The organism is Peptococcus niger, assembly GCF_900101835.1.
Lineage (GTDB): Bacteria > Bacillota > Peptococcia > Peptococcales > Peptococcaceae > Peptococcus > Peptococcus niger.
On the sequence record NZ_FNAF01000001.1, the window covers coordinates 193,936 to 219,373 of the forward strand.

Sequence of the window (25,438 nt, forward strand, 5' to 3'; positions counted from 1 at the left end):
TCTACAACTATTTACCCGATATTCGCATTATCTAAAAGAAAATCAACCGTTTTTTCCAGCACCATGTTGCGTGCAATGCTGTCCCCTTGACCCTGCATAACAAAAGCGCGCTTAATGTCTTCCTTCTTCATATCATAGGCTTCGGCCAAGCGGTCAAATTCTGCTTCCACTTCTTCATCGGCAACGGTAATATTTTCCGCTTCAGCAATGGCTTCCAAAACAATGCTTGCTTTAACGGACTCTTCTGCGCGTTTCTTAAACTCATCGCGCAAACCATCCATATTACCGCCGGTGAGCTGCAAGTATTGCTCCAGCTCAATCCCTTGATTGCGCATGCTGTAAGCCATTTCATTGATGTAATTATCGGTTTCTTTTTCCACCAATGATTGGGGAGCCACCACATCAGAATCGGCAACAACTTTTTCCGTCACCTTATTTTTATATTGTGCCTGAGTGGATTCTTCCACCTGTTTTGTCAAATCTTTACGAATGTCTGCCTTGTAGTCATCCAGCGTATCAAATTCGCTGACATCCTTAGCAAATTCATCGTCTAAGTCGGCCAATACTTTACGCTTAATATCATTGACCTTGACCGTAAAGATGACCTCTTGACTGGCCAAGTCTTCAGCATGATAGTCTTCCGGGAAAGTCAAGGGAATATCCTTACTTTCACCGACTTTCATCCCAAGCATCCCATCTTCAAAGCCGGGAATGAAGCTGTTGGAACCAATCACCAGTTCATAATTTTCAGCCGTACCACCATCAAACGGCACGCCATCTTTCTTGCCTTCAAAGTCTAAGGTAACGCTGTCGTTTTTCTCAACAACCGCATCTTCAGGCGCATCTTCTAAAAGCGCCGTCCGTTCCTGAGCGCGTTTCAGTTCCGCATCAACCATTTCATCGGTTACTTCCGTATCCAATTTTTCCAGTTCAATGCCCTTATACTCGCCTAAGGCAACCTCTTGCTTGGTATCAACGACAACTTTAAAAATGAAGGGTTTGCCCACTTCCAGTTGTTCTACATCAAAGCTGGGGTCGCCCACCGGCTTAATATCTTCATTATCTTTGATGGCTTCCAGGTAAGCCGGGTAGACACATTTTTCAGCAGCATCATAATAGAAGAAATCTTTACCGTAATGCTGTTCGATGAGCGCCTTCGGCGCTTTCCCCTTACGGAAACCGGGAATTGCAATTTTACCTTTTTGATCCTTGTACGCATCCTGAACAGCTTTGTCGAAAACGTCCTGATCCACTTCAATGGTCAGTTCTTTTCGCACCTTGTCAAGGGCTTTAATTTCTACGTTCATAATATTCCTCCTAGAATACGCAACTGTATGGTATCGCAAAACGATGATTGATTATAAAAAAAACTGCAACCATTGGTCACAGTTAATGAAGCGGAAAACGAGATTCGAACTCGCGACCCTCGCCTTGGCAAGGCGATGCTCTACCACTGAGCCATTTCCGCAGATGCGGGTGAAGGGACTTGAACCCCCACGTCGTAAAACGCCAGATCCTAAGTCTGGTGCGTCTGCCAATTCCGCCACACCCGCAGCTTAAACGACGTAAGGACTTTTCCTTACCGTTGACGCACTTTATAATACTATAAGGCTTGTGCTGTGTCAAGAATAACGGCAAAAAAATGTTATTTTTAGATCGGAAGTGAAATCGGAAGTTTTTGGGAGTTTAAAAATCGCCACAAACCGCTTCGTTAAAGGCTTTTCCGAGGTCGTCAATCTTCCGATCATCGGGGTCATAGTAAATATCCAAAGTTATTGAAGGTCTTTTATGACTTGAACGTTTAGAAACTTGCACCACCGGCACGGTGGAAGCGAGCATTTAACAGTGGAGCCATTTGGAAAGATTTGTCAAGGACATAAACAAAATTTCTTTGACAAATTTATATCTTCTCTGTTTCTCTCTTGATTAGCTTTAGTATTTTATCCTTGTATGTTTCCCCTGTACCTTGCTTAAAATGTAGATTTACAGTATATTTTGTCTTTCCAATATCCATTATTAGCTGTTTATGTTGTAGTTTTTTTATATCTCTTTTTTCTTCTTCCATGTGTCCTCCTTTCCATTTTTAGACAAAGAAAAAACAGTAAACCTTTTATGATTTACTGTTTCGTAAGTTGATATGTTATAGATTGTATTTAGTTGCTTGAGTTAAACAAACTCAATTTTATTTATAGCCATCTTCATCATATCATCGCCTATCTTTGCAAGTAAGCGATGAGAGAAACGAATATTGGGGCTTTTCATGTCATAGTAGCCTAACATATAGCCTTTTGATGTAATTTTTATTTTGTCCGACCAGTTAAGCTCTTGCATTGGATTATTTGTATAGAATAATCCTTCTACATCGCTGATACCCATATTCTTTAGTGTCTTTGACATCATTAGCTTTAAACCAAGCTTGCCTACACTATCAAAAATCAAGCAGCCTCCTACATATCTTTTAGAAAGCTCTAAAACCAAATCCTTTACTTCGTTTCTCTTAAAATAATGAAATACCCCTGCCGCAAAGAAAACAACTCCATTTGAACCGTCTACTTCGTTCATCCATGAATAATCTTTTAAATCACAGGCAACATTTTTTTCTCTTTCATAATTTGAAATAAGCTGATTACGAACTTCTATAACATCGGGGAAATCTACATTGACTATCTTACAACTTCCATTATCACAAGCTTTTCCTGTTTCGTCTAAGCCACAGCCAAGATTTACAACAGTTGCCTTCGGATAAGTCTTTAGATATTCTTTGATTTCCCACATAATATCTAACTGACGCATTGCTGCTTCAAGTGATCCAAACTCATATAAAAACGAATTATTTTTTCTCTCTAATTCTGAAAAATCATAATCCAAACTATTGCATAAATTCTTTGCGAAAATGTCTGTATAAAGTTCAGGAAATTTTTCAGAACACATTTTTCTACCATATAGTGGTACAAGCAATGTTTCCTGAACGGTATTCTTTTCTATCTTTACTTTTTGTATTTCAACACACCTCCTTGAGTTAATTGAAATTTTATTTCACTCTATGTTTATGTCATTATATCAATATTTTCAATTAGTTTCAATATTTTCAATTAGTTTTGCAGCCTTAACTCGTGCTTCTTGACCTGTGTTAATTCTCTGTTTCCTTGTAGTAATTTCTCTATGCAGCTCCTAACACTCTCGGCTTGTTCAACCTCTTTTCGCATATCTAAGATTTGAGAATATAGGCTATTTTTCTCTTTCTTCAAAGTGGTAACTTCTGATTTCCATTTTGATATAGCTAAGGTCTTGCTTTCTCCTAAATGTTCTTTTAGATATTTTCTTGCACTCTCAAATAAAATAATCTCTGCCGTATGTTCGTTATAAAAATCTTCTTGTTTGCTTTTCTTTAACCTGGTATAGGCTTTGTAGGTGTCTTTATGTTTCAAATATTTTTCTGCTTGGTCGATAAGCTCTACTTTGTCATTGGTTTTCTTTTCGGTATCTTTGATAGCTCTTGTAGTCTTGTAGTTCTTATCTCTTAATGCTGATATACATTCTTTCAATTCGGGTATTGATGTAATATTTTTCTCTTTAAGAAATTGATAGCTTTCAATGTATTGTTCTAAATCTGTATTATGGTTATCTGCATTTTCTTTTATGAAATGAGAAAGTATATCTATTAGGTTATTTTGTTTTGGCAAGGTAGTGGATTGTACAGATATATCCTCTTGGTTCTCTGTTAGATTATCTTTGCTTTTGTCTATCGTCAAACTTCTTATCCATCTCATTAAGGCTTTTATTCTTCTTGCAATTTCTTTTAGTATTTTGTTTTGATGTTTTATTTCTCGGTTGATATTTCCTCTATCGGTGGCTATGCCTTTCTTCTCCATTTGACTTGCCGATACTCCTAAATGAATGGTCGGTATTTGCTCTATGCCCTGTCTTTCATAAGAACGGTGATCCACTTTTTCTTGTATACTGTTTTCTTCCAAATATTTGTTTGTAATATCTGCCCATGCATTTCGCCACTCTTCTGCTTTGTCTTGCTCATTCCAATCTGTTGTATTGATTTTTCTTGTTTTGTAATTGCCGTTTTTGAGTTTTACTTTTTCTCCGTTTTTATCAAGGATATATTCCTTTTTTGATTTTGCTCCCCATGTTGTATCTTCATTTAACGGTCGCATGGTAAGTAGGATATGTGCGTGTGGGTTTCCATCTCCTTTATCGCGCAAAGCAATATCGGCACACATACCGACTTTTACAAAATTTTCTTTTACATACTCTCTTACAAGCTCAATCTGTTTTTCCCTGTCTAATTCTTTGGGCAATGCAATTTCTATTTCTCTTGCAAGCTGTGAGTTTTTACTTTTTTCGATTTTCTCTACACTATTCCATAATGTTCCTCTGTCTGAAAATTCCTGTGGTGCATTTTGTGGTAATAGGATTTCTGTATGGGCTATTCCGCCTTTTCTTGTAAAGTCGTGGACTATGCCGTCGTATTCATTTTTTATCTTTTCACCACTTCGATAGGCGGAAGCTGCTACTGCACTTTTACCTTTGCCTCTTGAGATAATCTTTATACTGATATGATATATTGCCATAGCTAAAAACCTCCTCTCTTTTTCTGATATGGATATAGTGGTGATGGATAAGACTTCCTAAAAAAATCGGATTTCTTTTTATCCGATTTCTTTTGGTAAGTACACAAGGGGTAGGAAATTTATTTCCGTAGGGGAGTGTAGCTCCCCTGTATCAGCTTTAGCTGATATGCTCTCTGCAAGAGCCTTCGGAGAACGCACACACCCTTTAGGGTGTATAAGTGCGCCCTTGTAAACAAGGGACTATTCTTCTGTGTCGATTTCTTCCTCTTGTGTTTCTATAATTTTGTTTTCGCTTTGTTCTCGCTTTTCTATGATTTTTAGAATTTTTTGATTAACTGCTTCTTTGATATTTTGGAATGTGATTAGCTGATAAAATTCGTCTTTGCTAAAATCCTTGCTTTCTGTAAAGATACTTTCAAAGACTGCTCCTTTTTCATAAAGCCTTTTATCTCTCTTTTTTCTTTCTTCCTGTTTCTGCTGACCGATGAGTTTTTTTCTCTTGTTTTGTAACTGCTTAATTTCTTCTTCTGCCATTAAAATTTTTTCATCTATATTTTTCATTTTCTGTTTTCCTCTCTTTCAAATTTTGAGCATAAGAAAAGACGATAGATGTTTTACTTTCTATCGCCCTATATCTTTAATGTTCAGTTTTATTCAGCTCGACAAACTGGGATTTAGTTAAAATAATGTCTCGTTCCTTTATAATCTATATAGAATAATTTCACTCCAACCAAGTAAGAACTTCCCTGTGATATAGAATAAAGTAAAATACTAAGAAACTTATGATGATAGAAAACAAGTACACATAGCGATTTTTCACTTTATTGAAAAACAATACTCCAAAAGCAATAGTTCCAATTCCATCCATTAGTAACTGAAACAAAAAAGTATGTGTCATGTGAAATTTTATTGCTATAGCTACCGTCTCTGAAAATAATGCTCCTACCGGCAATGAATATAAAACAGAGTTATAAAATTCATTTTTATTCCAATAATAAAGGATAAACGCTGCGATCGCACATGGTATGGATAAAATCGTAAACATTATAAATAAAGAAAAACGAAATCTATCCGAAAACATTGGAATAAACATACCAAGAATAACCTGCAATCCATAAAAACTCAATGTCATTCCAAACATATATAAGAATGAGCTAATTCCTGCACACTTATTCGATGAACTCTTTACCACTATTATAGTATTTGAAATCATCCAAAATCCTAATAGCGTTTGAATAGAAGACCAACTCCATAAAGTATCTAATGAACAGTAATCTAACAATCGAGTAATACATCCCACCAATATTCCAATTAAAAATATTTTTATATATGATTTTCCATCATCTTTTAACTCCCTTATCATTACATTCTATCTCCATCATAAATTCAAATTTATCCAACTATATTATACCATTTTTAAGGCATTTTTTCTATATCGGCTTTTTGTGGTACTTGACAGTTGCCTATAAAGTTAAAATACACATCAACTTGTTGTTTTCTGTCTTTCCCTTTTCTTCCTCCTGTTGCTTCATGGACTACTACTTTTTCTATATACTCATTTATCATTGGTACTGTCAGTTCCTCAATGTCTGTATACTTCTCTATCATCTTTAGGAATTTATCGGTATCAACTTTTCTCTGATGGTAGCTTTCTATTTCCTGTTCAAAATACTGTATTTGTTTTTCTAAGTCTTGTTGTTCCGTATCATAGATATTAAATAATCTATCAAAGTGTTTTACAGGAATTTTACCAAGAGCGTGGTCTTCGTATAGCTTTGTAATGAGGGTTGTTAATTCTGCATTTCTTGATGACAGTTTTTCTAACTTTTCTTTATCCTCTTGATACTTTTCTTCTCTTTTTTCATCGGATAACTTGTTCATCACCTTTAGAAATTCTTGCTTTTCTTCTTTGGCAAAGTCAGTTATTCCTTTGATTGATTTTAGGAGAATTTCATTGACTGTTTTTACTTTGATGTAGTGCATACTGCAAGAGCCTTTTCTATGTCTGTAATGTTGACATACAAAAGAGTAATCACTATCATATTTCTTTTCCTTATGTTCTGCCGGCTCTCTGTAACTTAGCTTACCGCCACAATCGGAACAGATTAAAAGTCCTGTAAATGGGTGTGAGGTTTTTCCGTACTTTGGACTTCTTCTTACTGTCTTTCTTAGCCTTTGGGCATTATTCCATGTTTCTTCATCTATGATGGCTTCATGGGTGTTTTTGAAGATAATGAGTTCATCTTCTTTTGCCTTTCTTCGCTTTTTGGTTTTATAATCAAGGCATCTTGTTTTCCCAAGTACGGTGTGCCCCATATATTCTCTTTTTTCTAAGATATAACCTACTGTGGTCGGTGTCCAAAAATACGGGTCTTCAATTCCTCTTTTCTTTGAGCTATGATTATTTTCAGGGGAATGTATTTCTGCATAGGCTGATGGGATAAGGACTTTATCTTTGGTTAGTATATCTGCTATCTGTGTTACTCCATATCCCTCTATAACAAGATGGTAAATGCGTTTTACGACCTTTGCACTCTCTTTATCGACAAGTAGCTCCTGTTTGTTCTTAGGGTTTCTAAAATAGCCGTATGGAACACTTGGAGATACTCTTTTTCCTTCTTCCATTCTTGCTCTGAAGATAGATTGTATTTTTCTTGAGGTATCTCTTGCATACCATTCGTTCATGATATTTAGAAATGGGGTAAAGTCGCTTTCTGATTGTTTTTCACTATCTATTCCGTTATTGATGGCTATAAATCTTACTCCCTTTTCTTTGAAAAGTATTTCAGTGTAAAAGCCTACTTTGAGATAATTTCTGCCAAACCTACTCATATCTTTTACTATCACAGTAGATACTTTGTTTTCTTCTACTGCTTTTATCATCTTTTGAAATCCCTCTCTATCAAAGGTTGTTCCACTTACTCCATCATCGGTATAGTGATAGATATTTACAAAACCGTTTCTTTTGGCATAGCTTTCAAGTAGCTGTTTTTGATTGGTGATGGAATTGCTTTCTCCTTGCATTTCATCATCACGACTTAAACGCTCATAAAGGGCTGTTTGTCCTGTTCTTTTCGTATTTGACATGAGAATTACCTCCTTTCCAAGTTTTTATTATTTTCTCTGTCCCTAAAAGATTAATCCTTTTTCAGCGCTTTTGAATGAGTTCTCGTCACCCGCTTTGGGTCGATTCGATTATTTTTTAAATCTAAAACAAGCCAAATTTTCGACTCAAAACTGTCTGGCGTACTTCCCGATCTCCAATTTTTTCAATGATTATTGAACAAGGTTAATCCTGTACATAATTAAATCTGCAATGAATTTTGGATAAACGACGATATCTCTCGATGCTTCGTTTTTTGTCCTATCACGCTCAATGATAGTGCTATTGCAGGTTGAAACGGCCCTCTCTATATTCATATGTTTTTATAAATAAAACCAAAAAATACCGGGGTCTCCCCCGGTAAAGCAGCTTACTCATTCCTATACAAATTTTCCAATCAGTCCGCCCTCATACCGACAGACAGGGTCAATCCTCGTCATCCCAGCGATTGGCAAGTTCTTGAATGGCCGCCTCCAAAAAACGGTCACGTTCAAGATCATACAGGTCAGGAAAGTCCTCCGCCGGCTTTGCCGACGGGATACAAGGATCATCCGCCAGCAAATCCGTCTCATTCTCATTCAACAATAAGTCCTCAAAAGAAGGCTTTTCCTCCAGAGCGTCTTTCCTATCCAGTTCATCCGCATCATCCATAAATGCATAAAACATGGTCCTTGCCATTATGTGATCAATATCCATGGTTTTCTCCTAAAGTCACCTGCAAAGGGGGTACCTTGCCGACCTTGTCCGCCCTATAATATAACAGATAAGGGCCTTGTTTGGGCAAGTTATTCCTATTGTACTGCGGGTTATGAGCCGCCAAAATACCAAGGTTACTTTTCTCAAATCATACGTGAATAAACGAGACAACACCCAGCGTTGCCATGCTGACCAGGGCGGCTGCAATGCAGACTCCCAAAAAAATAGAGGGCAAAGCATCGCGCAGACGCATATTCAACACCGTTGCCACCATAGCGCCTGTCCAAGCGCCTGTCCCCGGTAGCGGAATGGCCACTAAAATACACAATCCCAGCCAGCGATATTTTTTGACATTTTGACTCTTTAAATGCGCCCGTGTTTCTATTTTTTCTGCCCATATTGCCATGCGCGGAATTGAGCGCATCCAATTTAAAATATGCCGCATTAGCAATAGTATAAAGGGCACCGGAAGCATGTTGCCGATAATGCTGACCAATACCACCGGTATGAAGGGTAGGCGAAGAGAAGCACCGAACGGAATAGCAGCCCGCAATTCAAGTACCGGTAGCATCGCCGTAAAAAGCACAGACATAAATTGACCGATTTCACCACCTGCAATATCAGCCAGCATGCACGACCTCCTTTTGGAAATAGCTCTTTTTAGGCAACAGGTCAACCGCATATGAAAAAAGGACACTGAGCGACGGACCGCTCGGTGTCCAAATATTTTTAAGCAATGGCATCCACTTTGTCGGCTTCGCCAGTATTGTCATCAATGCCTTTGACTCGCCATACGGAAGTATAGTCAAAGTTCCAGCCATTTGTTTCCATGTAACCGTAAACCACACCGAAGGTCCCACAACTTTCCAAGGTCACCGGAGCGCCGCTGGCATCTTCTCCCCAATAGAAAGCAACGTGACCATCGCCCAAGATAATGTCCCCCGGGCGAATATCGTCCCAGCTGATTTGTTCAAGATATTCTGTGTAATTTGGCAGTGTATAGGTGGTAAACGCCCAACTTTCGCTCGGCATAAATCCGGCATCCATTAAAGAGGTGTGCACAAAGCTGGAGCAATCACGGTATCCATTGGTCATCCGCTGAGGTTGACTGTAATGCCAACCCAGCATTTTTTCAGCTTCTTTTTTCAGCTTTAGCCGTCCGCTGGATGGAGAAAAATCTTTCCAGCTCATCACAGAACCCTTGTAATATCCGGTGGAATCATCTACATGGTATAAAGGATTCGCCGCAATATAGGCATCATTGGTTGTCACCATCGGTTGCTGAACAACCGATCCGGCATTTTTCTTCGGCACGGGAACAAGCGCCAGATCATCAACGGTATTTTCCTTTTCTTTTTGGGTGGCCACAACCGGCTTATCAAGCGTTTGTGCAAGGGCGGCCGAACTCTCTGGTGCTGAAGCAGCCGGTTCAGTGGCTGTAGCTTCCACTTTATTTGCTGTTGCAGGGGATGATTTAGCATCCTGATTTTTCTTATCCTCTTGCTCAGAATCGACGGCTTTTTCTTTATCTTCTTTAGCACCCTGGGCCTCTTTAGCCGAAGACTTTTTGCTGTCTTTCTCTGAAGTTGCCGTGTCCGCTTTAGCTTTATCTGCTTCGGCTTTTTCGGTTTCTTCGGCAACTAAAGCTTCCAGTTCCTTAACTTTTTCCTTATCAACTTCTTCTCCATCTTTATCAACAAAGACATCGTGTCCATCTTTTACAATTTTATAAATAACAATATCTTTATATTCTAAATAGGGTTTGTCCGGTAATTCTGCTGATAAACCCGCTAAAGGAGAAGCGAGCAAACCGGCAATGGTAATAGCACCAATCCATTTTTTCGCACTTTTATTCATTCAGCTTGCCTCCATAATACAATTTATATTAACGAAACTGCTCTAGGGATACGTCTTAAATTCACTACCTAATACTATACCTCAAGGCGCTGTATTATGCTAGACCTACAAGTCATTTTTTAACTTTTTCCTTAGAATTTAAGCATTTTTTAAGTTCAACCACTACCGTCCAATTCAACGCCCCATAAAACCGACCCGGTCTACCATAATAAATATACTCGCCGAAAAAAACCGGATTGCAGTTGAATCCGGTTTAGAAGATAGTCCATAAAGAGCGTAACCTTTGAGCGCTTTGAAGAAAATGAAAAATCGGATTTAAGCTGGACCCGATTTATGAATACCCATAAAAAATGTAAGCTCTGAACGTCCTTGAAAAAAAAGCAATAAAAAAAAGACCTTACCTAGGTCTTTTCGAGGATGCGCCATAAAGGACTCGAACCTTTGACACCCTGATTAAAAGTTTTATCTCCTATTGTTTGCTTTAATCTATCTTCATAAACTTGTATTTCATTTTCAAGGAATGTTTCTATTGGTATTTTGTATTCATTGGATATTGCAATTAGCGTATTTATATTTGGTGTAGCTATATTATTCTCGTATGAATGTATTTTATATTTTGTTAGGTTGAATTTTTGAGCAAATTCTTCTTGTGTTAGATTATTTTTTAATCTAACATTTTTTAATTTTTCACCTAAGTTATGACCTTTTAAATTTTTTTGTTCGTTTATATTATTTATATCATTTAGATTGAGTTTTAGTATTGGCTTTAGTTCGATTAATTTTTTTATTGGTGGTGTACTTCTATTTGTTTCGTATCGTGATATTTGTGTTTTAGATACATCTATTATTTTTGCCAGTTCTTTTGATTGTATTCCGTTTTTTAGTCTATTTTCTTGTAGATAGTCGCCTATCATTATTTTCACCTCTTTTCTAAAAATATAGGTTGCTTTTGTATTTGATTTAATGTATTCTTATGTTAGATAAATTACATTAAATCTGATTTTACTGCACCTTATATTATACCCTATTTTTGCTAGTAATATTTTAAGATAGACTAAAAATCATGAACACATGAAAACAGAAAGGATGATGAAAAATGAAATTAGTAGCAGAAGCAGTATTTTTAGGTGGTACTACTGGAAAAAGTAAAAATGGTAATCAGTTTGGCATTTTAAGATTTGCTGATAAAAGTGATGGCTCTTTGCTTTCGGCTTTTACTGATGATTTAAGCGTTCAATATTCTTTAAAACAATTCAAACCGCATACTTTAATCGTTGAATATACAGAAAACGGTAATTTTAAGTCAATGTCTTATGTTTCAGCTGAAGAGATTAAACAATGAGTAAACCATATGATTCTGATATTAATGCGGATGAATCTAGTGATTTACATGCTAATGATTCTGTGCCTGAATCAGATCCACAACCAAAACCAAAAGACAATACACATACAGCAGCATTAAGTGATCAAGACGTATTAACATTGGTGAAGCATGTTGATGATATTCATACTATAGCCTACAACACTTACTATATGGAAGCTTTTGCTCTATCTTTCATTATGGTTTGTGCATTTGCTTTAGTTTTGATTTCAGCATTGAGGCGATAATATGTTATTAACAATTGCAACTAACTATTTAATTGATTTTTTCAGTATTTTTTGGCAAATGTATGTTATTACAATGTCTATAGCCTTAATATTGTTAGCCGGCAACTTTATATTTTGGCTTTTAGATAAAATTTAAAAATGAGGTGATCATATGAAAGCATTAGAAAAGTTAAACGCTAAAATGGCTATTCCTGTTTGTACTCTTATGATTGCGACACCTGGCGTTGCAATGGCTTCGGAGGGTGCCGGTAATGATGTTATGGGTATCATTCAAACGCAAATTACTTCATTGACCAGTTCTAGTAAAACTATTATTGGTGGTGCTATCGGCTTATCTGCTATTTTCTTTGGCGCTAAGTTTGTTTGGACTAAGTTTAAATCTATGGCACGTTAAATTACTAGTTGCATAATATTAGGGTGATTATTAATTAAATAATCACCCTGATATTTAATTTAGGGGTGATGAAATGACTTTAACAGTAAAAAAATCATTATCTATATTTTTAATATTTATTGTTATTGTATCGTCTGCTATTGTCCCTAAACGCTCATATGCTATTGCTCCTGCTGTTGCTGCTGGTGCAGTTGAGGTTATACAACTTGCATTGGCTTTATCTGTTGTTGTAACTGGATTGGTTTTAACTAAAGGTGATGTATATCAATTAACGGAGGACTTTATAAACTCTTGTGATGATGCACAACTAAGAACGCTTGAAAAAATAGCAACGAAACCTAACGTTGTTTTAACAGCTGATTTATATTTATTGTTAAAAAAAGCAGCTGAAATAGCTTTAGCAAATCCAACGATAAAAGTATATAAAAATCCGCATTTTAGCCCAAGCAATATAGGTGCTAAAGGTGAAACAATACCTTTAGCATATACAGATAGTACTAATTTACCTAAGTATGTTAAGTCTGATATTGCTGATATTGCTAGTAATCCTAAAACGCTTGAATTATTTAGGATGGCTAATTCTGCTTATGTAGTAGCTTTTTGTGCTGCTACTGAATGGGGACAAATGTATACAATTTTAAATCCTGGCTTATCTTATTATGTCGTTGATGAATTTGGTAAATACAGGACAGGTGTTTCTTCTTATCAATCAATACCTGTTTACAAGTATAAATATGGTGAATGGGTGTTAGTAGGAACAGAAGCTATTTCATTTACTTTATCAGCTTTGTTAGATACTTTTGATTATCTTTATACGCCTGATGGGCAAGCTGTTCCGACATCTGTTGACGCACCTACTCAAGTTATTGAGATACCGACACAATTAGATGCTCTTTTAGAGGGTGATATTGTCGGTGATGTTTCTTTACCGGCTGTAGATACATTAACACTTAATCCAACGGCTGTTTCACAATCAATATCTGCTGATTGGGCTACATCTCTTGATTTAGTAGATGTATCTGTTTCTGTCGGTGATGTTTTAACTGGCGTTGATGTAGGTGACGCTTCAATTGATATTGATTTAGATACATCTATTTTAGATAAAATACTTGAACAAACTAGAGTTGCTTCTAATGCAGTGTCTCAAGTTTTAACTGGTGTACAATCTATACCTGCTACATTGTCAGCAGCTTTATCAGCAGCTTTAACAGGCGTACAAGCTAAATTGGATGTTATATCATTAGCACTTGATGGTTTTTTTGATATATCACAGTTTAGTTTTGATTTAGCACCGATTAAAGCAGCTGGAGCAGATTTATCTAAGGTATTTCCTTTTTGTTTACCATTTGACCTTTTAAAGTCTATTAAAGTTTATTTGGTGCCAGCTCAAATACCGGATTTAACGATTGATATTGATACCGATTTTGTAACTGTATATCGCAAGATTGATTTAACGTCAATAGTTTATGTTTTAGCTTTTGTTAAAGTGGTTGCAGTTGTTTTTTACATGAATTGGCTTATAACCATTACTAAAAAATTAATAAAGTGGTAGGTGATTATATGTTTTTTAAAGCAATTGGAATAGTGTTATCTAAAATTATAGCTGTTATAGCAGCAGCTATAGGTTTGTTAGTTTCTTTGTTACCGCCATCTCCTTTTCAATTGATGGATACTTCCGGTTTTGGTGATTTAATTTCTCAAGTTAATTACTTTGTACCTATTAACGAGTTTGTGGTTATAACGGAAGCTTGGTTAGTATCTGTTGGTGTTTATTACATCTATAGCATTTTTGCAAGATGGCTTAAAGCAATACATTAATTGGAGTGATTACATGATATGGATGTATACCGGTACGCCTGGCAGTGGCAAGTCATATCATGCAATGTATGATATTTATAATAAATTACGTCGTAAAACTAAAAATAATGTAATAGCTAATTTTCCCATTTTTACGGATAAATTCGATTTTAAAGGATGTTTTAGTTATGTTCCTAATTCACAACTTACTCCGCACTTTTTCGTGGAATACGCTAAGGCTCATCATGATTTACGCACTGAAGCTGAAACGCTTGTTGTTCTTGACGAAGCGGGGGCGTTATTTAACTGTCGTGATTATGGTACTAATTCTAATACTAGGATGGATTGGATAAAGTTTTTTAGCCAGCATAGGAAGTTAGGTTATAACTTTATATTGATTGCTCAATATGATAGAGCTATAGATAAGCAAATTAGGACCCTTGCTGAATATGAAGTCGCTCATTTTAAAATGAGTAATTTTTTTAAAGTGCTACCGTGTACAGCTTTTCTTGCCGTTGAACGTTGGTACTCTCAAAAAATGAAAGTTGGACATACTATTATTTTGTATCGATCTAAAATTGCTGATTTATACGATACGTTTGCACTCTTTGACACTGATAAAAGTGAACAAGAATTGGCGGACGTGGCGGTGCGGGGATTGAGGGGACCCGCAACCGACACATCCGCCAATAAGGTAACTAATTTATCAGCGTTAAAAGAGTACTACCGCACGAAAATACTAAAAAACAATAATGTAATTTGAACCCCCCTATTACTAACAGGGGGTATCTGAATTACATTTCCAAAGAACGGGGTGTAAAAATGATTAGAAAATTATTATCTTTTTTTCTAATAATATTTTTTACTTTAAATTTTTTTACTCCTGTTTTTGCTTATGCTTTTCCCTCTCCTCTTCCTGTTGTTTCTCTTTTTCCTTGTGAAGCTAAATATACAGATTACAAAAGTAGTGAATATAGTGGCTATTGGTTGCATGAAAAAGGTCCTAATGATAGTGATACACAATTTATAGTAGCAGCTTATCTTTTTTATGCTATTGCTATGGATGCTTTCTATCGTGATGATAGTGGTGTTACATTTCCCGTATTTTTTGGAGATATAGAAAGTTCGCTTGGTTACCCTCGTACAAAATTAGTTCATGGTGGTTCGTGGGAGTTTATTTGGTTAAATGATCCGACACCTGCCAAACCTAAGTTGGAAACTTATCGGGCTTTGATTTATGGTCAACAAATTCAATATACAAATTTTTTAAGTTTTGCTAAAACCAATTACTATTCTAAACTTGTAAAAATTGGTAATGAAATTATTCAAGGATTAGAGCCTTTAAAAAAAGCACCTGAATCTAAGTGGGATTCGTGCATTGTAACTTGTGGTCGTGATGTTGAAATATATAGTATGGAGTTTATGCCTTTATTTAATAAAGCCTTTGAATGTCTATCTCAAACGCCATATATTTCTGGTGCTAAAAACCCTGATATTTTAAGTTATTATCAGCGTGCTGATGGTATAAAAGTTAAAGCTGTTTATAAAATCAGTGAATATGCTTCTATGTGGTATGCAAGTCATCATCCTGAATTGGGAAATGAAAATAATGTATTTAGAGCTTATACTGATGATGGTAGTAGTTGGCAATATTGCTTTTATCGTGATTTATGTTGCTTTGAATTCATCTATAACTCTATTGTGCCTAGTTCTTTTTGTGCAGATATGATAACTGTAGATTATCATCCTAAATTAAAAAGTTACATTGCAACATCTATTGTACCTGGTGTTGGTGATGATGGCGGTTATAAGTACGATATTGATAAGTCCAACAATCCTAATAAGGATAAAAAAGATGATGTTGGTAAGGATAATTCAGGTTTAATCGCGAAAATCAAATCATTATTTGGGGTGATAAAAGATAAAGCAAGTCAAATTTTAATTGCTTTAAAAGATGGAATTAACCCAAAATTGGAATCAATAAAAAAAGCATTAAATGAAGTTAAAGAGGGTATAAAAAATGCCCTTTCTTCTCCTTTCTCTGTTATTACTAAAAAGTTAGATGTTATTACAGATAAAATTAAATCTTTTTTTTGATGTATCTGAATTTAATTTAGATTTAGAACCATTAAAAACATTGGGTGGTATCTTGAAAGGTAAGTTTCCGTTTTCGATACCTTTTGATTTTTACAATTCTATTAAAGCTTTAAATTCATCTCCTAGTTTAAACTTAACTTTGAATATAGATAATGATTTTTTCCAGCTTCATCATACAATAGATTTTTCGCCGTTTGAGTTTTTATTGCGGTTTGCTCGTTTTGTGATGATAACTATTTACGTTGGATTTCTTATTGTTAGAACTCGTGATTTAATGCAGTAGGTGGTGAGTAATTAATGCAGATGATACAAAACATTGATACTCTTGATTTTTCGGTTCTTGTTGCTGATTTTGATGTATATATGCAAGCTTTTCGCAAGCCACTGAAAGAAGCAAAGTTACAATCAATTGATAGTAGTAAAAATACAGTTGTACTTTTAGCAGGTATGTCATGGGAGGTTTATCCTTATTCTAATCGTCGTTATGTATATATTTTGCATAATGAAATGGTTGAATTGAGATTATGCGATAGCTGGCAAGACACAGATAGTCATTATCCTATATTTGTACGTCTTAAAAGTTATGGTTTGTGGCGTTTTGGCTATTTGCAAGCATATAAAAAATTCATGCAGTATTTAAGTAAGCTATTTAATATTGTAGATACAAAAATTTCGAGATTAGACATAGCAACGCAAGTAAACAGAAAAGTTGAGATCGATATTGATATAGGTGCGGAAACTGTGTCGAGAACTAAATTTAGGCATCAGTGGTTTAGTGATGGTGTTTGTACTGGCTACCAGTTTGGCAAAGGTGATATATTATTACGGATTTATGATAAGGTAAAAGAAATTGAAGTATCTCGTAAATTTTGGTTTGCCGAAGTTTGGGATTCTGAAAATTTTAGCTTAGAAAGGGGTGTTTGGAATATTGAATTTCAGTTAAGACGTGATTTCTTGAGAGAATGGGACATTGACAGTGTAGAGGAGGCATTCAATGAACTTGAAAATTTATATAGTTATTTAACTCGTAAATGGTTTAGAGTTGTTGCGAAACAAGAAAAAGATACTAATGTTACAAGACGTGATACTTGTGATTGGTGGCAAGTACTGCAAGAAAAACATGATGGAATTGATAAAAAGCCGAAAAAAGAAAATAAAAAAGTAAAGCCATCGACTGACCATTTAATAGCTTGTATTACAGGCTATTTAATTTCTATCGGTGCAGTTGATGACTTGGATATAAATGATTTAATGATAAAAGTTAAAGACGGCTTGGTAAAAAATTTAGAAAAAAAAGAGACCACCTATCAACTGGCCAAAGAAGAAAGGCGGTCACTATATGTTAAAATCTGATTTCTACAGCTATTGTACTCTAAAAGGATTAAGCAAGTCAACGCTAGAATACTATGAAGATGTTTTGAATTATTATCAAGATTTTTTAGGCGGTAAAGCAATAGAAAATACTTCTGTTAGTGACATTAAAGAGTATCAGCATTACTTGCATGATAAAGATTTAGCTTTAGCAAGTATTAGAAATTATCTTATAGGGTTAAAAGTTTTTTACAGGTATATTGGTAAAATGGATATAGTAAAATCGATTGTATTGCCTAATTTGCCTAAAAAACAAGTGGAAATTCTATCAGTTGAAGAAATGCAATTGCTTTTAAAATCATGTAAAACATTAAGAGATGAAATTATAATTTTACTCATGTTGGATTGTGGATTGAGACGGTCTGAAGTGTGTCGTTTAAAGGTGACGGATTGGCAATTTAATAAGCGTTTATTGCTTGTTAAGGGCAAAGGTAGTAAAGAGCGTTTTCAACGAGTAGGGCATATTTTAAGCGACAAATTAGAGGTGTATTTAAATGATTGTCATAGTAATACTACTGATTACCTTTTATATACTAGGCGTAGCCCTTTTTTAACGCCTAGTTGCATTGCTAAAGTGTTTAGTAACTTAAGACAGGCAACAGGTATAAATGTTTATCCTCATATGCTTAGGCATAATTATGCTACTTTGTACATGGTGCATAGTCTAATGCAAGGTAATTCTGATTTATATAGATTACAAGTTCTAATGGGGCATAGTTCGCAAGCAACAACGCTAAAATATTTGCACATAGCACAAGAGCAATTAATACTATCTAATTCCTATAGCATAATTGATGATATATTAAGTTGCTGACTGTCAATAAGTATTTTTGGTTTTTAAAATACTTGTTGACAGTTGTAGTAAAACCGTAAAATAGTAAAGCCCTAGCATACGCTAGGGCTTAATTACCAATTACGGTAGCTTATAAAAACACATTAAAACAAACAATAAGTGATGCGCCATAAAGGACTCGAACCTTTGACACCCTGATTAAAAGTCAGATGCTCTACCACCTGAGCTAATGGCGCAAATGCTTTACATGTAAAGCAACTGGGGTAGCAGGATTCGAACCTACGAATGCGGGAGTCAAAGTCCCGTGCCTTACCGCTTGGCGATACCCCAATAAAGGGTGGATGATGGGAATCGAACCCACGAGTGCCGGAGCCACAATCCGGTGCGTTAACCACTTCGCCACATCCACCAAAACAAAATGACACGCGCCTGGAGGGATTCGAACCCCCGGCCCTCGGATTAGAAGTCCGATGCTCTATCCAGCTGAGCTACAGGCGCAAAAGCTGGTCGGAAGCGAACACCGTAGCTCCCTTTTAGGCGGCCGTTTCCTGTGTCACGCATTCAATTGTACCACAAGTCTATACAAAGGACAAGCAGTATTTTTACATTTTCAGTAAAGCGGGTGATGGGAATCGAACCCACGTAGCTGGCTTGGAAGGCCAGAACTCTACCATTGAGCTACACCCGCATGCACTTATCGGGGCGGAGGGATTCGAACCCCCGACCCCATGGTCCCAAACCACGTACGCTACCAAACTGCGCTACGCCCCGACAACAACGATGATTATAGCAAATTGTTTATTCATCGTCAAGCATTTAAAAAGTTTTTCAGTGCAGTGCCTTGTCCTACCGCTCTATAAGGCTTGAACTTATTTCCCTAATTTTCAAATGGCTTTATCCCTCAAATTTACCTGATTTTATGATTATCACTTTATTTTAAAGCCAAAATACGGTATCTTATTAGATGAATAAATATTTCATCTTTTAAGGAGGATGTTATGAGTACAAAAATCGGTATTAATGGCTTTGGTCGCATCGGGCGGTTGGTGTTACGTGCTGCCATGGAGCATCCTGATGTTGAAGTTGTTGCTGTCAACAGTACCTCTAATCCGGAAGGCACAGCGCGCCTCTTTGAATTTGATTCCACCCATGGTCGCTATCAAGGTGACGTCACATTTGATGATGAGCATTTGATCATCGATGGCAAAGCGATTCACCTGTTCAGCGACCGAGACCCTAAAAATTTGCAATGGGGTAAATTTGGTGCGGATATTGTTATTGATTCCACCGGTAAATTTAAAACTGTTGATGCTGCATCGGTACATTTGGAAACCGGTGCCAAAAAAGTTATTATTACCGCTCCCAGTCCGGACGCCCAAATGATTGTAATGGGGGTTAACCAGGACGCATACGATCCCTCCCAGCCGGTTGTTTCTAATGCCAGCTGTACAACCAACTGCCTGGCTCCAGTGACGAAGGTCATTCATGACCACTTCAATATTGTTGCCGGGATTATGACCACCGTTCATTCTTTCACCAATGACCAAAAGAACCTGGACAACCGCCATAAAGACCCCCGCCGTGCACGTGGCTGCACTCAATCAATCATTCCTACGACAACCGGCGCGGCTAAAGCAATGGGCAAGGTCATTCCGGCTTTAAACGGCAAAATGAACGGTTTTGCTTTGCGGGTGCCTACGCCAAATGTGTCCCTGACAGATGTGGTGTTCCAATTAGAAGAATCTCCGAGCGTCGAAGAGGTTAACGGTCTCTTAAAAGAAGCTGCCGATGGCGAATTAAAAGGCATCCTCGGCTTTTCTGACCAACCTTTGGTTTCTATTGATTATAACGGCGACCCCCGCTCCTCCATTGTTGATGGGCTTTCAACAATGAAGGTTAGCGATCATTTAATTAAGATTATCGCCTGGTACGATAATGAATGGGCTTACAGTAAGCGTTGCGTTGACTTAGCCAGCTTTATCGATGCCAAATAAGTTTAAAACTTTCCTAGCTTTTTATGAATAAAAAATGCGCATTGCCCACCTGTCTTAGGTCAGCAATGCGCATTTTTTGTATTTTCCACCGGGTTTATCCAGTGCATCCCGGCAAAAATTTATTTATTTTTCTGCTGTTTGGCAAAGCGGTCTTTTAATTGCTCCAACCGCTTGCTCCGTGACGTCTTATTGTTACTTTTAACCGGATGCAGGGGCTCTACATTGCGGTTCCATTTGTCCTTATCACGCGGCGTTTCATATAAATTCTTACCCATTGTCCTCATCCTTTGCTGCAATCAAATCCATCAATTTGGCGCGCTTGGGCGGTTGGCTACCGTTGGCAAAGCAACGCACGGTTTCTGTACCTTCAATGGCCTGCCGGATTAACTCATCCAAGCCTTCTATACGACCTTCTTCACGGGCACATTCGTGACGTTTGGGCTTGGTCTTCGGCTCTTTTGGGACGAACACGGTACAGCAGTCTTCATACGGCAAAACCGATGTTTCGTAGGTATCAATGGCTTTTGCAATTTTTACGGTATCCACCTTGTCATAAGTTAAAAGCGGGCGTAAGACCGGCATGGTGGTTACTTCATTAATGGCATAAAGGCTCTCAATGGTTTGGCTGGCAACTTGTCCAATGTTATCGCCCGTTACCAAGGCTTTGGCGTGACGCAAGTCGGCAATCTGTTCAGCAATACGGAGCATAATGCGACGCATCAAGGTGATCCGAATATTGCTGTGGCAATTGGCGCCGATGGCTTCTTGGATTGGGGTAAAGGGCACCAGGTGTAGGTCAATATGGCCACTGTAGGCGGCCATTTTTTCCGCCAAATGAAGCACTTTTTCCTCTGCTTGTTTAGAGGTGTAGGGATAGCTGTGAAAATGCAGCCCCTCAACAACGACACCGCGGCGCATCATGAGCCATCCGGCAACGGGACTGTCAATGCCGCCGCTCAAGAGCAGTTCGGCACGACCACCGGTTCCCAACGGCAACCCGCCTAAACCGGGTCGTTTTTCCAAAAAGATATGGGCCTGTTCAAAGCGGATGTCAACGGAAATTTCCAAATCATAATTGGTCAGATTGGGCACCAGTTGAGGATATTTGGCCAAAATGGCCTCTGCCAGTTGCAGCTGAAAATCCATGGACCGAATTGGAAACCGCTTGTTGGCACGGCGGACACTTACCCGAAAGGTCTTGCCCTCCAGTGGCACCTGCGCCAATTCAGACAATACAGCAGCTTGAATGTCTGCAGGATCAAGGCTGGTGGTCATGACAGGGCTATAGGTTGAAATACCGAATACACGGTCTAAAGCCGGATAAAACGGCTGCGGTGGTTGACCCTTCAAAGGAATGGATAGCCGCCCCTGTTCGCGAATAACGTCAGGTCGCTTTCCAATTTCTCTTTCCACTTGACGCCGCATATTGTTGACCAGCGTTTTTAGAAATTGCTTTTGGTTTTTACCCTTCAGACCCAACTCACCATATCGCACTAAAATATGATCGTATTTCATGACACCCGGGGCTCCTTTCCATTATGAACTTTTGCGTCGAGCGGCTTGTTTCCGCTTATCATTTTTCCCCTTGTAAGAGTCTTTACGTTTATCTTTCCCGTAATAAGACCTGGTCTTCCGACCGTGGTGACCTTTTGAGCGATTGCCGCTATAATTTTTTCCGCCTTTACCGCTTTTATTTTTATTATAGATCGGCTTTTCTGCGGTTAAATTAATGCGTTTTGCGGCCGTATCTCTTTCTTCGCCATCGGTAATGAGTGATAAGGTTGCCATCAGCGCTTCTTCAGCGCCATACATATCAATTAAATCCTGTGCCACACCGCTTAAATGCTGACTGCCACCAGCCTCTAAAGCCTCTACGACTTCTTGATACAGGTTGGCTCTGCGCACCTGCCGCGTATCCTTATCACTGGGAATCGGTGAGCGGGCAATGGTCTGCTTGATGGTGCGTTCAATGTAGGCCAAGTGGTCTTTTTCCCTCGGCGTGACAAAAGACATGGCCAAGCCGTCATTGCCGGCACGACCGGTACGGCCGATGCGATGAACATAGCTGTCGGCATCTTGTGGCAAATCAAAATTAAATACATGGGTCACACCCTGCACATCCAACCCACGAGCGGCCACATCCGTTGCGACTAAAATATCAATGCGTTTTTCACGGAACTTGCGCATGACTTGGTCCCGTTGATATTGGCTCAAATCACCGTGTAACCCATCTGCACGAAAGCCTAATTGCTGCAAGGCACGGGTCAGTTCATCCACCCGTCGCTTGGTCCGCCCGAAGATCATGGCCAAGTCTGGTTGCATCATGTCCAAAAGACGCGACAAAAGTAGCAATTTTTTATCTTCATAGACAATAAAGGCTTCCTGGTCGATGGCCGGCACCGTCAATGTTTCCCGGCTGATGGTCACCATTGCCGGGTCCTTCATATACGTTTCCGCAATGTGTTTAATTTCAGGCCGCATGGTGGCTGAAAACATCATGGTTTGACGCTCTTCCGGACAATTTTTGAGAATATCTTCAATATCTTCCACAAAGCCCATGTTCAACATTTCATCCGCTTCATCAAGAATCACCACTTTTATGGCACTCAAGCGAATGGTGCGTCTCCGCAAGTGATCTTTCAACCGTCCCGGAGTTGCAACAATAATTTGCGGCCTGTTTTTCAAAGAAGCAATTTGGCGATTAATATCCTGGCCGCCATAAATGGCCAATGAGTGCAAGGGCAAATACCGGGATAATTTATAGATTTCTTTTTCAACTTGAATGCACAGTTCACGCGTCGGCGTTAAAATGAGCACTTGAATGGTGTCATCATCGGTGATGCGTTCCAGAAAAGGGACAGCAAAGGCCGTCGTCTTCCCGGTTCCCGTTTGCGCCTGACCAATTAAATCCTGTCCTGAAAGACCAATGGGGATGGCCTGCTCCTGGATTGGCGTCAGCGATTCAAACCCCATGTCATCAATGGCACGCTTTAAGGGGGCAGATAATTCTTCTATTGTAAAACTCACATTTTCCTCCAAATCATTTATCAAAACGATTGTTGCATTAGAATACAAAAAAACATTATACCACATTTTAAGAGCTAATGGTATTATTTTAGACAAAAAGTCGCCGGATACTTTCCGCATCCGGCGACTTTATTTTTATGCATTGATAAATTTATCGAAGGGCCAGAAGAAAATGCCGCCTTGCAAGAAGCGTACTTTATCAAATCCGGCATGTTCTAAAATCAACTGGGCTTCATAGCCACGTGTTGACAAGATGCAGAAAAGAATGATTTCCTTATCTTTCGGCAGTTCACCAGCACGTGCCCGCAATTCTTCAATGGGAATATGGGCTTGATGTTTTGCTTTAAATGCGCCCATTTGGTTGACCTCATCATCACAACGCAGGTCAACAAAGATAACATCGTCACGGTCTAAGAGGTCCAGGCAGGAAAAGAAATCGATTTGTTTGGCTCTGCCTTCGATGACGTTTTGGATGACATTGGCATTGGTCAAAAGGTTGTCCACAGCAGATGAGTAGGGCGGGGCATAAGCCAGGTCCATATTGGCCATATCGTAAGCCGTTAGCTGGGGATTGGCGGATAAGGCGCCTGCCATGGTGTCAACCCGTTTGTCAACATTACCCGGGCCAATGATTTGAACGCCTAAAATGCGGGCCGTCTTTTTATCGGCAACCACTTTGACCATAATGAGCTTTTTGCCCGGCATAAAATGCGTAATGTCCGGACCTGGCACAATGCAGGTAACGGCGTCAAAGCCTTGGGCTAAAGCATCTTTTTCTGTCAAACCAACCTTACCGGCCGTCCAATCAAATTGCTGCACCAAACTCGTCCCCAGTACGCCCGGGAAGGTTTGCGTATTGCCTTGGGCAATATTTGTGCCAATAATTCGGCCGTGTTTGTTTGCCGTTGACCCCATCGGTGCAAAAGTGCGTTTGCCGGTAATCCGGTGGTTGACCATGACGCAGTCCCCGCCAGCATAAATATCCGGGTCGCTCGTTTGCAAGTATTCGTTCACCACAATGCCGCCGTCGATCTCCAGGCCGGCATCTTTGGCCAAGGCAACATCGCTGCGCACGCCGGTGGACACCAAAACCAGTCCACATTCCAATTCTCCTGCGTCCGTAACCACACCGCGGACTTCTCCCTTGTCGTCCAGTAAGACTTCCTTTAAAGCGGTGCCGGTCAAGATATTGATGTCTTCCGATTCCAAATAGGCTTGTAAGACCGCAGCCATATCCTTATCCAGCATTTTCGGGAAGATTTGGTCTTCCATTTCAATGACGGTGACCTCCAGCCCCCAATTGGCGCAGGCTTCCATCATTTCCATGCCGATTAAGCCACTGCCGATAATCACCGCATGGCTGATACCGCCTTTCAAATGGCTCAAGATATCTTGACCGTCTTGAGGGGATTTAAGCTGGAAAACGCCCTTCCCGTCCAGGCCTTTAATCGGCGGTTTGGCATTGTAGGAACCTGTCGCTAAAACCAGTTTATCATAGGGCAGGACCTGCTCCGTCCCGTCTGCCACATGTTGAACCGTAACGGTTTTGGCCTTACGGTCAATTGCCGTAGCAGCATAACCGAGCAAGGTATCAATGTCTTTTGTCGCCTTCATAAATTCCGGCGTACGGACCGCATCCCAAGAGGTGGTCATCAGGTCATTTAATTCTTTAACCGTCGCACCAATATAATATGGCAGCCCACAGCCACCGTAAGAAATCCAATCGCCTTTTTCCACCAAGGTTACCTTGGCATCCGGCATTAAGCGTTTCAGGCGTGCTGCAGCTTTCGGCCCGCAAGCCACCCCGCCGATGACAACAACATTTAAAGCGTCACTCATGGTCATTCTCCTTTATCATTTATTCTATGGTTCATAAGTTCTAGCTTCTATTGTACATGACTTTCCTTGAAAACTCGATAGGCCATAAAAATACAGCATTATAATCGATAATAGGTGTGATTACTATTTTCTATGTCTCTTCTGTCAAGTGCCGGTCAAAATTGGTACTAATGCGCAGAAAAATCTGATATGATAGACTCGTGAGATTTAGAACAAACAGCGAATGCGCTGATGTTCAGCCGAAAATAAATCAAAATTTTTCGGCGTTCAGAAAAAAGG

25 protein-coding genes and 8 tRNA genes are annotated in these 25,438 nt (G+C 38.7%); 10 read left to right on the plus strand and 23 right to left on the minus strand.

The window, feature by feature from the left end:
• Positions 1-11: 11 nt before the first annotated feature.
• The 13 genes from tig to BLQ16_RS01085 all read right to left on the minus strand — a co-directional run bounded on the left by tig (position 12) and on the right by BLQ16_RS01085 (position 11,153).
• Positions 12-1,307 carry a trigger factor gene (tig, locus tag BLQ16_RS01025; protein ID WP_091790900.1) on the minus strand — a complete coding sequence of 432 codons (1,296 nt, stop codon included), beginning with the start codon at positions 1,305-1,307 and terminating at the stop codon, positions 12-14.
• Between the two features lie 89 nt (positions 1,308-1,396).
• Positions 1,397-1,468 (minus strand) — tRNA-Gly (locus BLQ16_RS01030).
• Between the two features lie 3 nt (positions 1,469-1,471).
• A tRNA-Leu gene (locus tag BLQ16_RS01035) sits at positions 1,472-1,553 on the minus strand.
• A gap of 347 nt (positions 1,554-1,900) precedes the next feature.
• Complete coding sequence (locus BLQ16_RS01040) at positions 1,901-2,065, minus strand: transposon-encoded TnpW family protein (protein WP_018659278.1); 165 nt, start codon at positions 2,063-2,065, stop codon at positions 1,901-1,903.
• Positions 2,066-2,166: 101 nt separating this feature from the next.
• Positions 2,167-2,931 carry a class I SAM-dependent methyltransferase gene (locus BLQ16_RS01045; protein WP_206597378.1) on the minus strand — a complete coding sequence of 255 codons (765 nt, stop codon included), beginning with the start codon at positions 2,929-2,931 and terminating at the stop codon, positions 2,167-2,169.
• 161 nt (positions 2,932-3,092) lie between these two features.
• Positions 3,093-4,583 carry a MobQ family relaxase gene (mobQ, locus tag BLQ16_RS01050; protein WP_091790901.1) on the minus strand — a complete coding sequence of 497 codons (1,491 nt, stop codon included), beginning with the start codon at positions 4,581-4,583 and terminating at the stop codon, positions 3,093-3,095.
• Between the two features lie 240 nt (positions 4,584-4,823).
• Complete coding sequence (locus BLQ16_RS01055) at positions 4,824-5,144, minus strand: DUF3847 domain-containing protein (RefSeq protein WP_091790902.1); 321 nt, start codon at positions 5,142-5,144, stop codon at positions 4,824-4,826.
• Between the two features lie 160 nt (positions 5,145-5,304).
• Positions 5,305-5,946, minus strand: a complete 642-nt coding sequence (locus BLQ16_RS01060; protein ID WP_091790903.1) for a hypothetical protein — start codon at positions 5,944-5,946, stop codon at positions 5,305-5,307.
• 53 nt (positions 5,947-5,999) lie between these two features.
• Positions 6,000-7,670 (minus strand): recombinase family protein, encoded by a 1,671-nt coding sequence (locus tag BLQ16_RS01065; RefSeq protein ID WP_091790904.1) that lies wholly within the window; start codon positions 7,668-7,670, stop codon positions 6,000-6,002.
• A 442-nt stretch (positions 7,671-8,112) separates the two neighbouring features.
• Positions 8,113-8,382 carry a hypothetical protein gene (locus BLQ16_RS01070; RefSeq protein ID WP_091790905.1) on the minus strand — a complete coding sequence of 90 codons (270 nt, stop codon included), beginning with the start codon at positions 8,380-8,382 and terminating at the stop codon, positions 8,113-8,115.
• A 148-nt stretch (positions 8,383-8,530) separates the two neighbouring features.
• Entirely contained in the window at positions 8,531-9,013 is a 483-nt protein-coding gene (locus BLQ16_RS01075; protein ID WP_200781850.1) for a COG2426 family protein, read from the minus strand.
• Between the two features lie 98 nt (positions 9,014-9,111).
• Complete coding sequence (locus BLQ16_RS01080) at positions 9,112-10,239, minus strand: C40 family peptidase (protein ID WP_091790906.1); 1,128 nt, start codon at positions 10,237-10,239, stop codon at positions 9,112-9,114.
• Positions 10,240-10,640: 401 nt separating this feature from the next.
• A complete protein-coding gene (locus BLQ16_RS01085; RefSeq protein ID WP_091790907.1) occupies positions 10,641-11,153 on the minus strand; it encodes a helix-turn-helix domain-containing protein in 513 nt (170 codons plus the stop codon).
• Positions 11,154-11,335: 182 nt separating this feature from the next.
• On the opposite strand from BLQ16_RS01085, the gene BLQ16_RS01090 reads away from it, so the two are divergent.
• The 9 genes from BLQ16_RS01090 (at position 11,336) to BLQ16_RS01130 (ending at position 18,320) form a co-directional block, all read left to right on the plus strand.
• On the plus strand, positions 11,336-11,581 hold the full coding sequence (locus BLQ16_RS01090; protein ID WP_091790908.1) for a hypothetical protein: 246 nt from the start codon (positions 11,336-11,338) through the stop codon (positions 11,579-11,581).
• Complete coding sequence (locus tag BLQ16_RS01095; RefSeq protein ID WP_091790909.1) at positions 11,578-11,847, plus strand: hypothetical protein; 270 nt, start codon at positions 11,578-11,580, stop codon at positions 11,845-11,847. Before BLQ16_RS01090 ends, BLQ16_RS01095 begins: the two co-directional genes overlap by 4 nt.
• 151 nt (positions 11,848-11,998) lie before the next feature.
• Positions 11,999-12,241, plus strand: coding sequence for a hypothetical protein (locus tag BLQ16_RS01100; protein WP_091790910.1), 243 nt, complete (start codon positions 11,999-12,001; stop codon positions 12,239-12,241).
• 73 nt (positions 12,242-12,314) lie between these two features.
• Positions 12,315-13,793 (plus strand): hypothetical protein, encoded by a 1,479-nt coding sequence (locus tag BLQ16_RS01105; RefSeq protein WP_091790911.1) that lies wholly within the window; start codon positions 12,315-12,317, stop codon positions 13,791-13,793.
• An 8-nt stretch (positions 13,794-13,801) separates the two neighbouring features.
• A complete protein-coding gene (locus tag BLQ16_RS01110) occupies positions 13,802-14,059 on the plus strand; it encodes a hypothetical protein (protein WP_091790912.1) in 258 nt (85 codons plus the stop codon).
• Positions 14,060-14,072: 13 nt separating this feature from the next.
• Positions 14,073-14,801 carry a zonular occludens toxin domain-containing protein gene (locus tag BLQ16_RS01115; protein WP_091790913.1) on the plus strand — a complete coding sequence of 243 codons (729 nt, stop codon included), beginning with the start codon at positions 14,073-14,075 and terminating at the stop codon, positions 14,799-14,801.
• Between the two features lie 59 nt (positions 14,802-14,860).
• On the plus strand, positions 14,861-16,135 hold the full coding sequence (locus BLQ16_RS01120) for a hypothetical protein (protein ID WP_091790914.1): 1,275 nt from the start codon (positions 14,861-14,863) through the stop codon (positions 16,133-16,135).
• Positions 16,136-16,432: 297 nt separating this feature from the next.
• Positions 16,433-17,488 carry a hypothetical protein gene (locus BLQ16_RS01125; protein WP_091790915.1) on the plus strand — a complete coding sequence of 352 codons (1,056 nt, stop codon included), beginning with the start codon at positions 16,433-16,435 and terminating at the stop codon, positions 17,486-17,488.
• The gene (locus tag BLQ16_RS01130; protein WP_091790916.1) at positions 17,475-18,320 is read left to right on the plus strand and encodes a tyrosine-type recombinase/integrase; all 846 of its coding nucleotides are present in this window, start codon (positions 17,475-17,477) and stop codon (positions 18,318-18,320) included. The genes BLQ16_RS01125 and BLQ16_RS01130 overlap by 14 nt, the downstream gene beginning before the upstream one ends.
• Positions 18,321-18,462: 142 nt before the next feature.
• Here the strand turns inward: BLQ16_RS01130 and BLQ16_RS01135 are convergent.
• From BLQ16_RS01135 to BLQ16_RS01160, 6 genes are all read right to left on the minus strand, one after another.
• Positions 18,463-18,535, minus strand: a tRNA-Lys gene (locus BLQ16_RS01135).
• Between the two features lie 22 nt (positions 18,536-18,557).
• A tRNA-Gln gene (locus BLQ16_RS01140) sits at positions 18,558-18,629 on the minus strand.
• Positions 18,630-18,635: 6 nt separating this feature from the next.
• Positions 18,636-18,708, minus strand: a tRNA-His gene (locus BLQ16_RS01145).
• A gap of 15 nt (positions 18,709-18,723) precedes the next feature.
• Positions 18,724-18,797 (minus strand) — tRNA-Arg (locus BLQ16_RS01150).
• A 119-nt stretch (positions 18,798-18,916) separates the two neighbouring features.
• Positions 18,917-18,987 (minus strand) — tRNA-Gly (locus tag BLQ16_RS01155).
• A gap of 9 nt (positions 18,988-18,996) precedes the next feature.
• Positions 18,997-19,070 (minus strand) — tRNA-Pro (locus BLQ16_RS01160).
• A gap of 227 nt (positions 19,071-19,297) precedes the next feature.
• Between BLQ16_RS01160 and gap the strand changes: the two genes are divergently transcribed.
• The gene (gene gap / locus BLQ16_RS01165; protein WP_091790917.1) at positions 19,298-20,293 is read left to right on the plus strand and encodes a type I glyceraldehyde-3-phosphate dehydrogenase; all 996 of its coding nucleotides are present in this window, start codon (positions 19,298-19,300) and stop codon (positions 20,291-20,293) included.
• A gap of 119 nt (positions 20,294-20,412) precedes the next feature.
• Here the strand turns inward: gap and BLQ16_RS09615 are convergent, their stop codons facing one another.
• The 4 genes from BLQ16_RS09615 to BLQ16_RS01180 all read right to left on the minus strand — a co-directional run bounded on the left by BLQ16_RS09615 (position 20,413) and on the right by BLQ16_RS01180 (position 25,159).
• Positions 20,413-20,568 carry a hypothetical protein gene (locus BLQ16_RS09615; protein ID WP_159427927.1) on the minus strand — a complete coding sequence of 52 codons (156 nt, stop codon included), beginning with the start codon at positions 20,566-20,568 and terminating at the stop codon, positions 20,413-20,415.
• The gene (gene thiI / locus BLQ16_RS01170) at positions 20,561-21,808 is read right to left on the minus strand and encodes a tRNA uracil 4-sulfurtransferase ThiI (RefSeq protein WP_091790918.1); all 1,248 of its coding nucleotides are present in this window, start codon (positions 21,806-21,808) and stop codon (positions 20,561-20,563) included. Before thiI ends, BLQ16_RS09615 begins: the two co-directional genes overlap by 8 nt.
• A gap of 21 nt (positions 21,809-21,829) precedes the next feature.
• Entirely contained in the window at positions 21,830-23,320 is a 1,491-nt protein-coding gene (locus BLQ16_RS01175; RefSeq protein WP_242868924.1) for a DEAD/DEAH box helicase, read from the minus strand.
• Between the two features lie 135 nt (positions 23,321-23,455).
• Positions 23,456-25,159, minus strand: a complete 1,704-nt coding sequence (locus tag BLQ16_RS01180) for an FAD-dependent oxidoreductase (RefSeq protein ID WP_159427928.1) — start codon at positions 25,157-25,159, stop codon at positions 23,456-23,458.
• Positions 25,160-25,438: the final 279 nt, after the last annotated feature.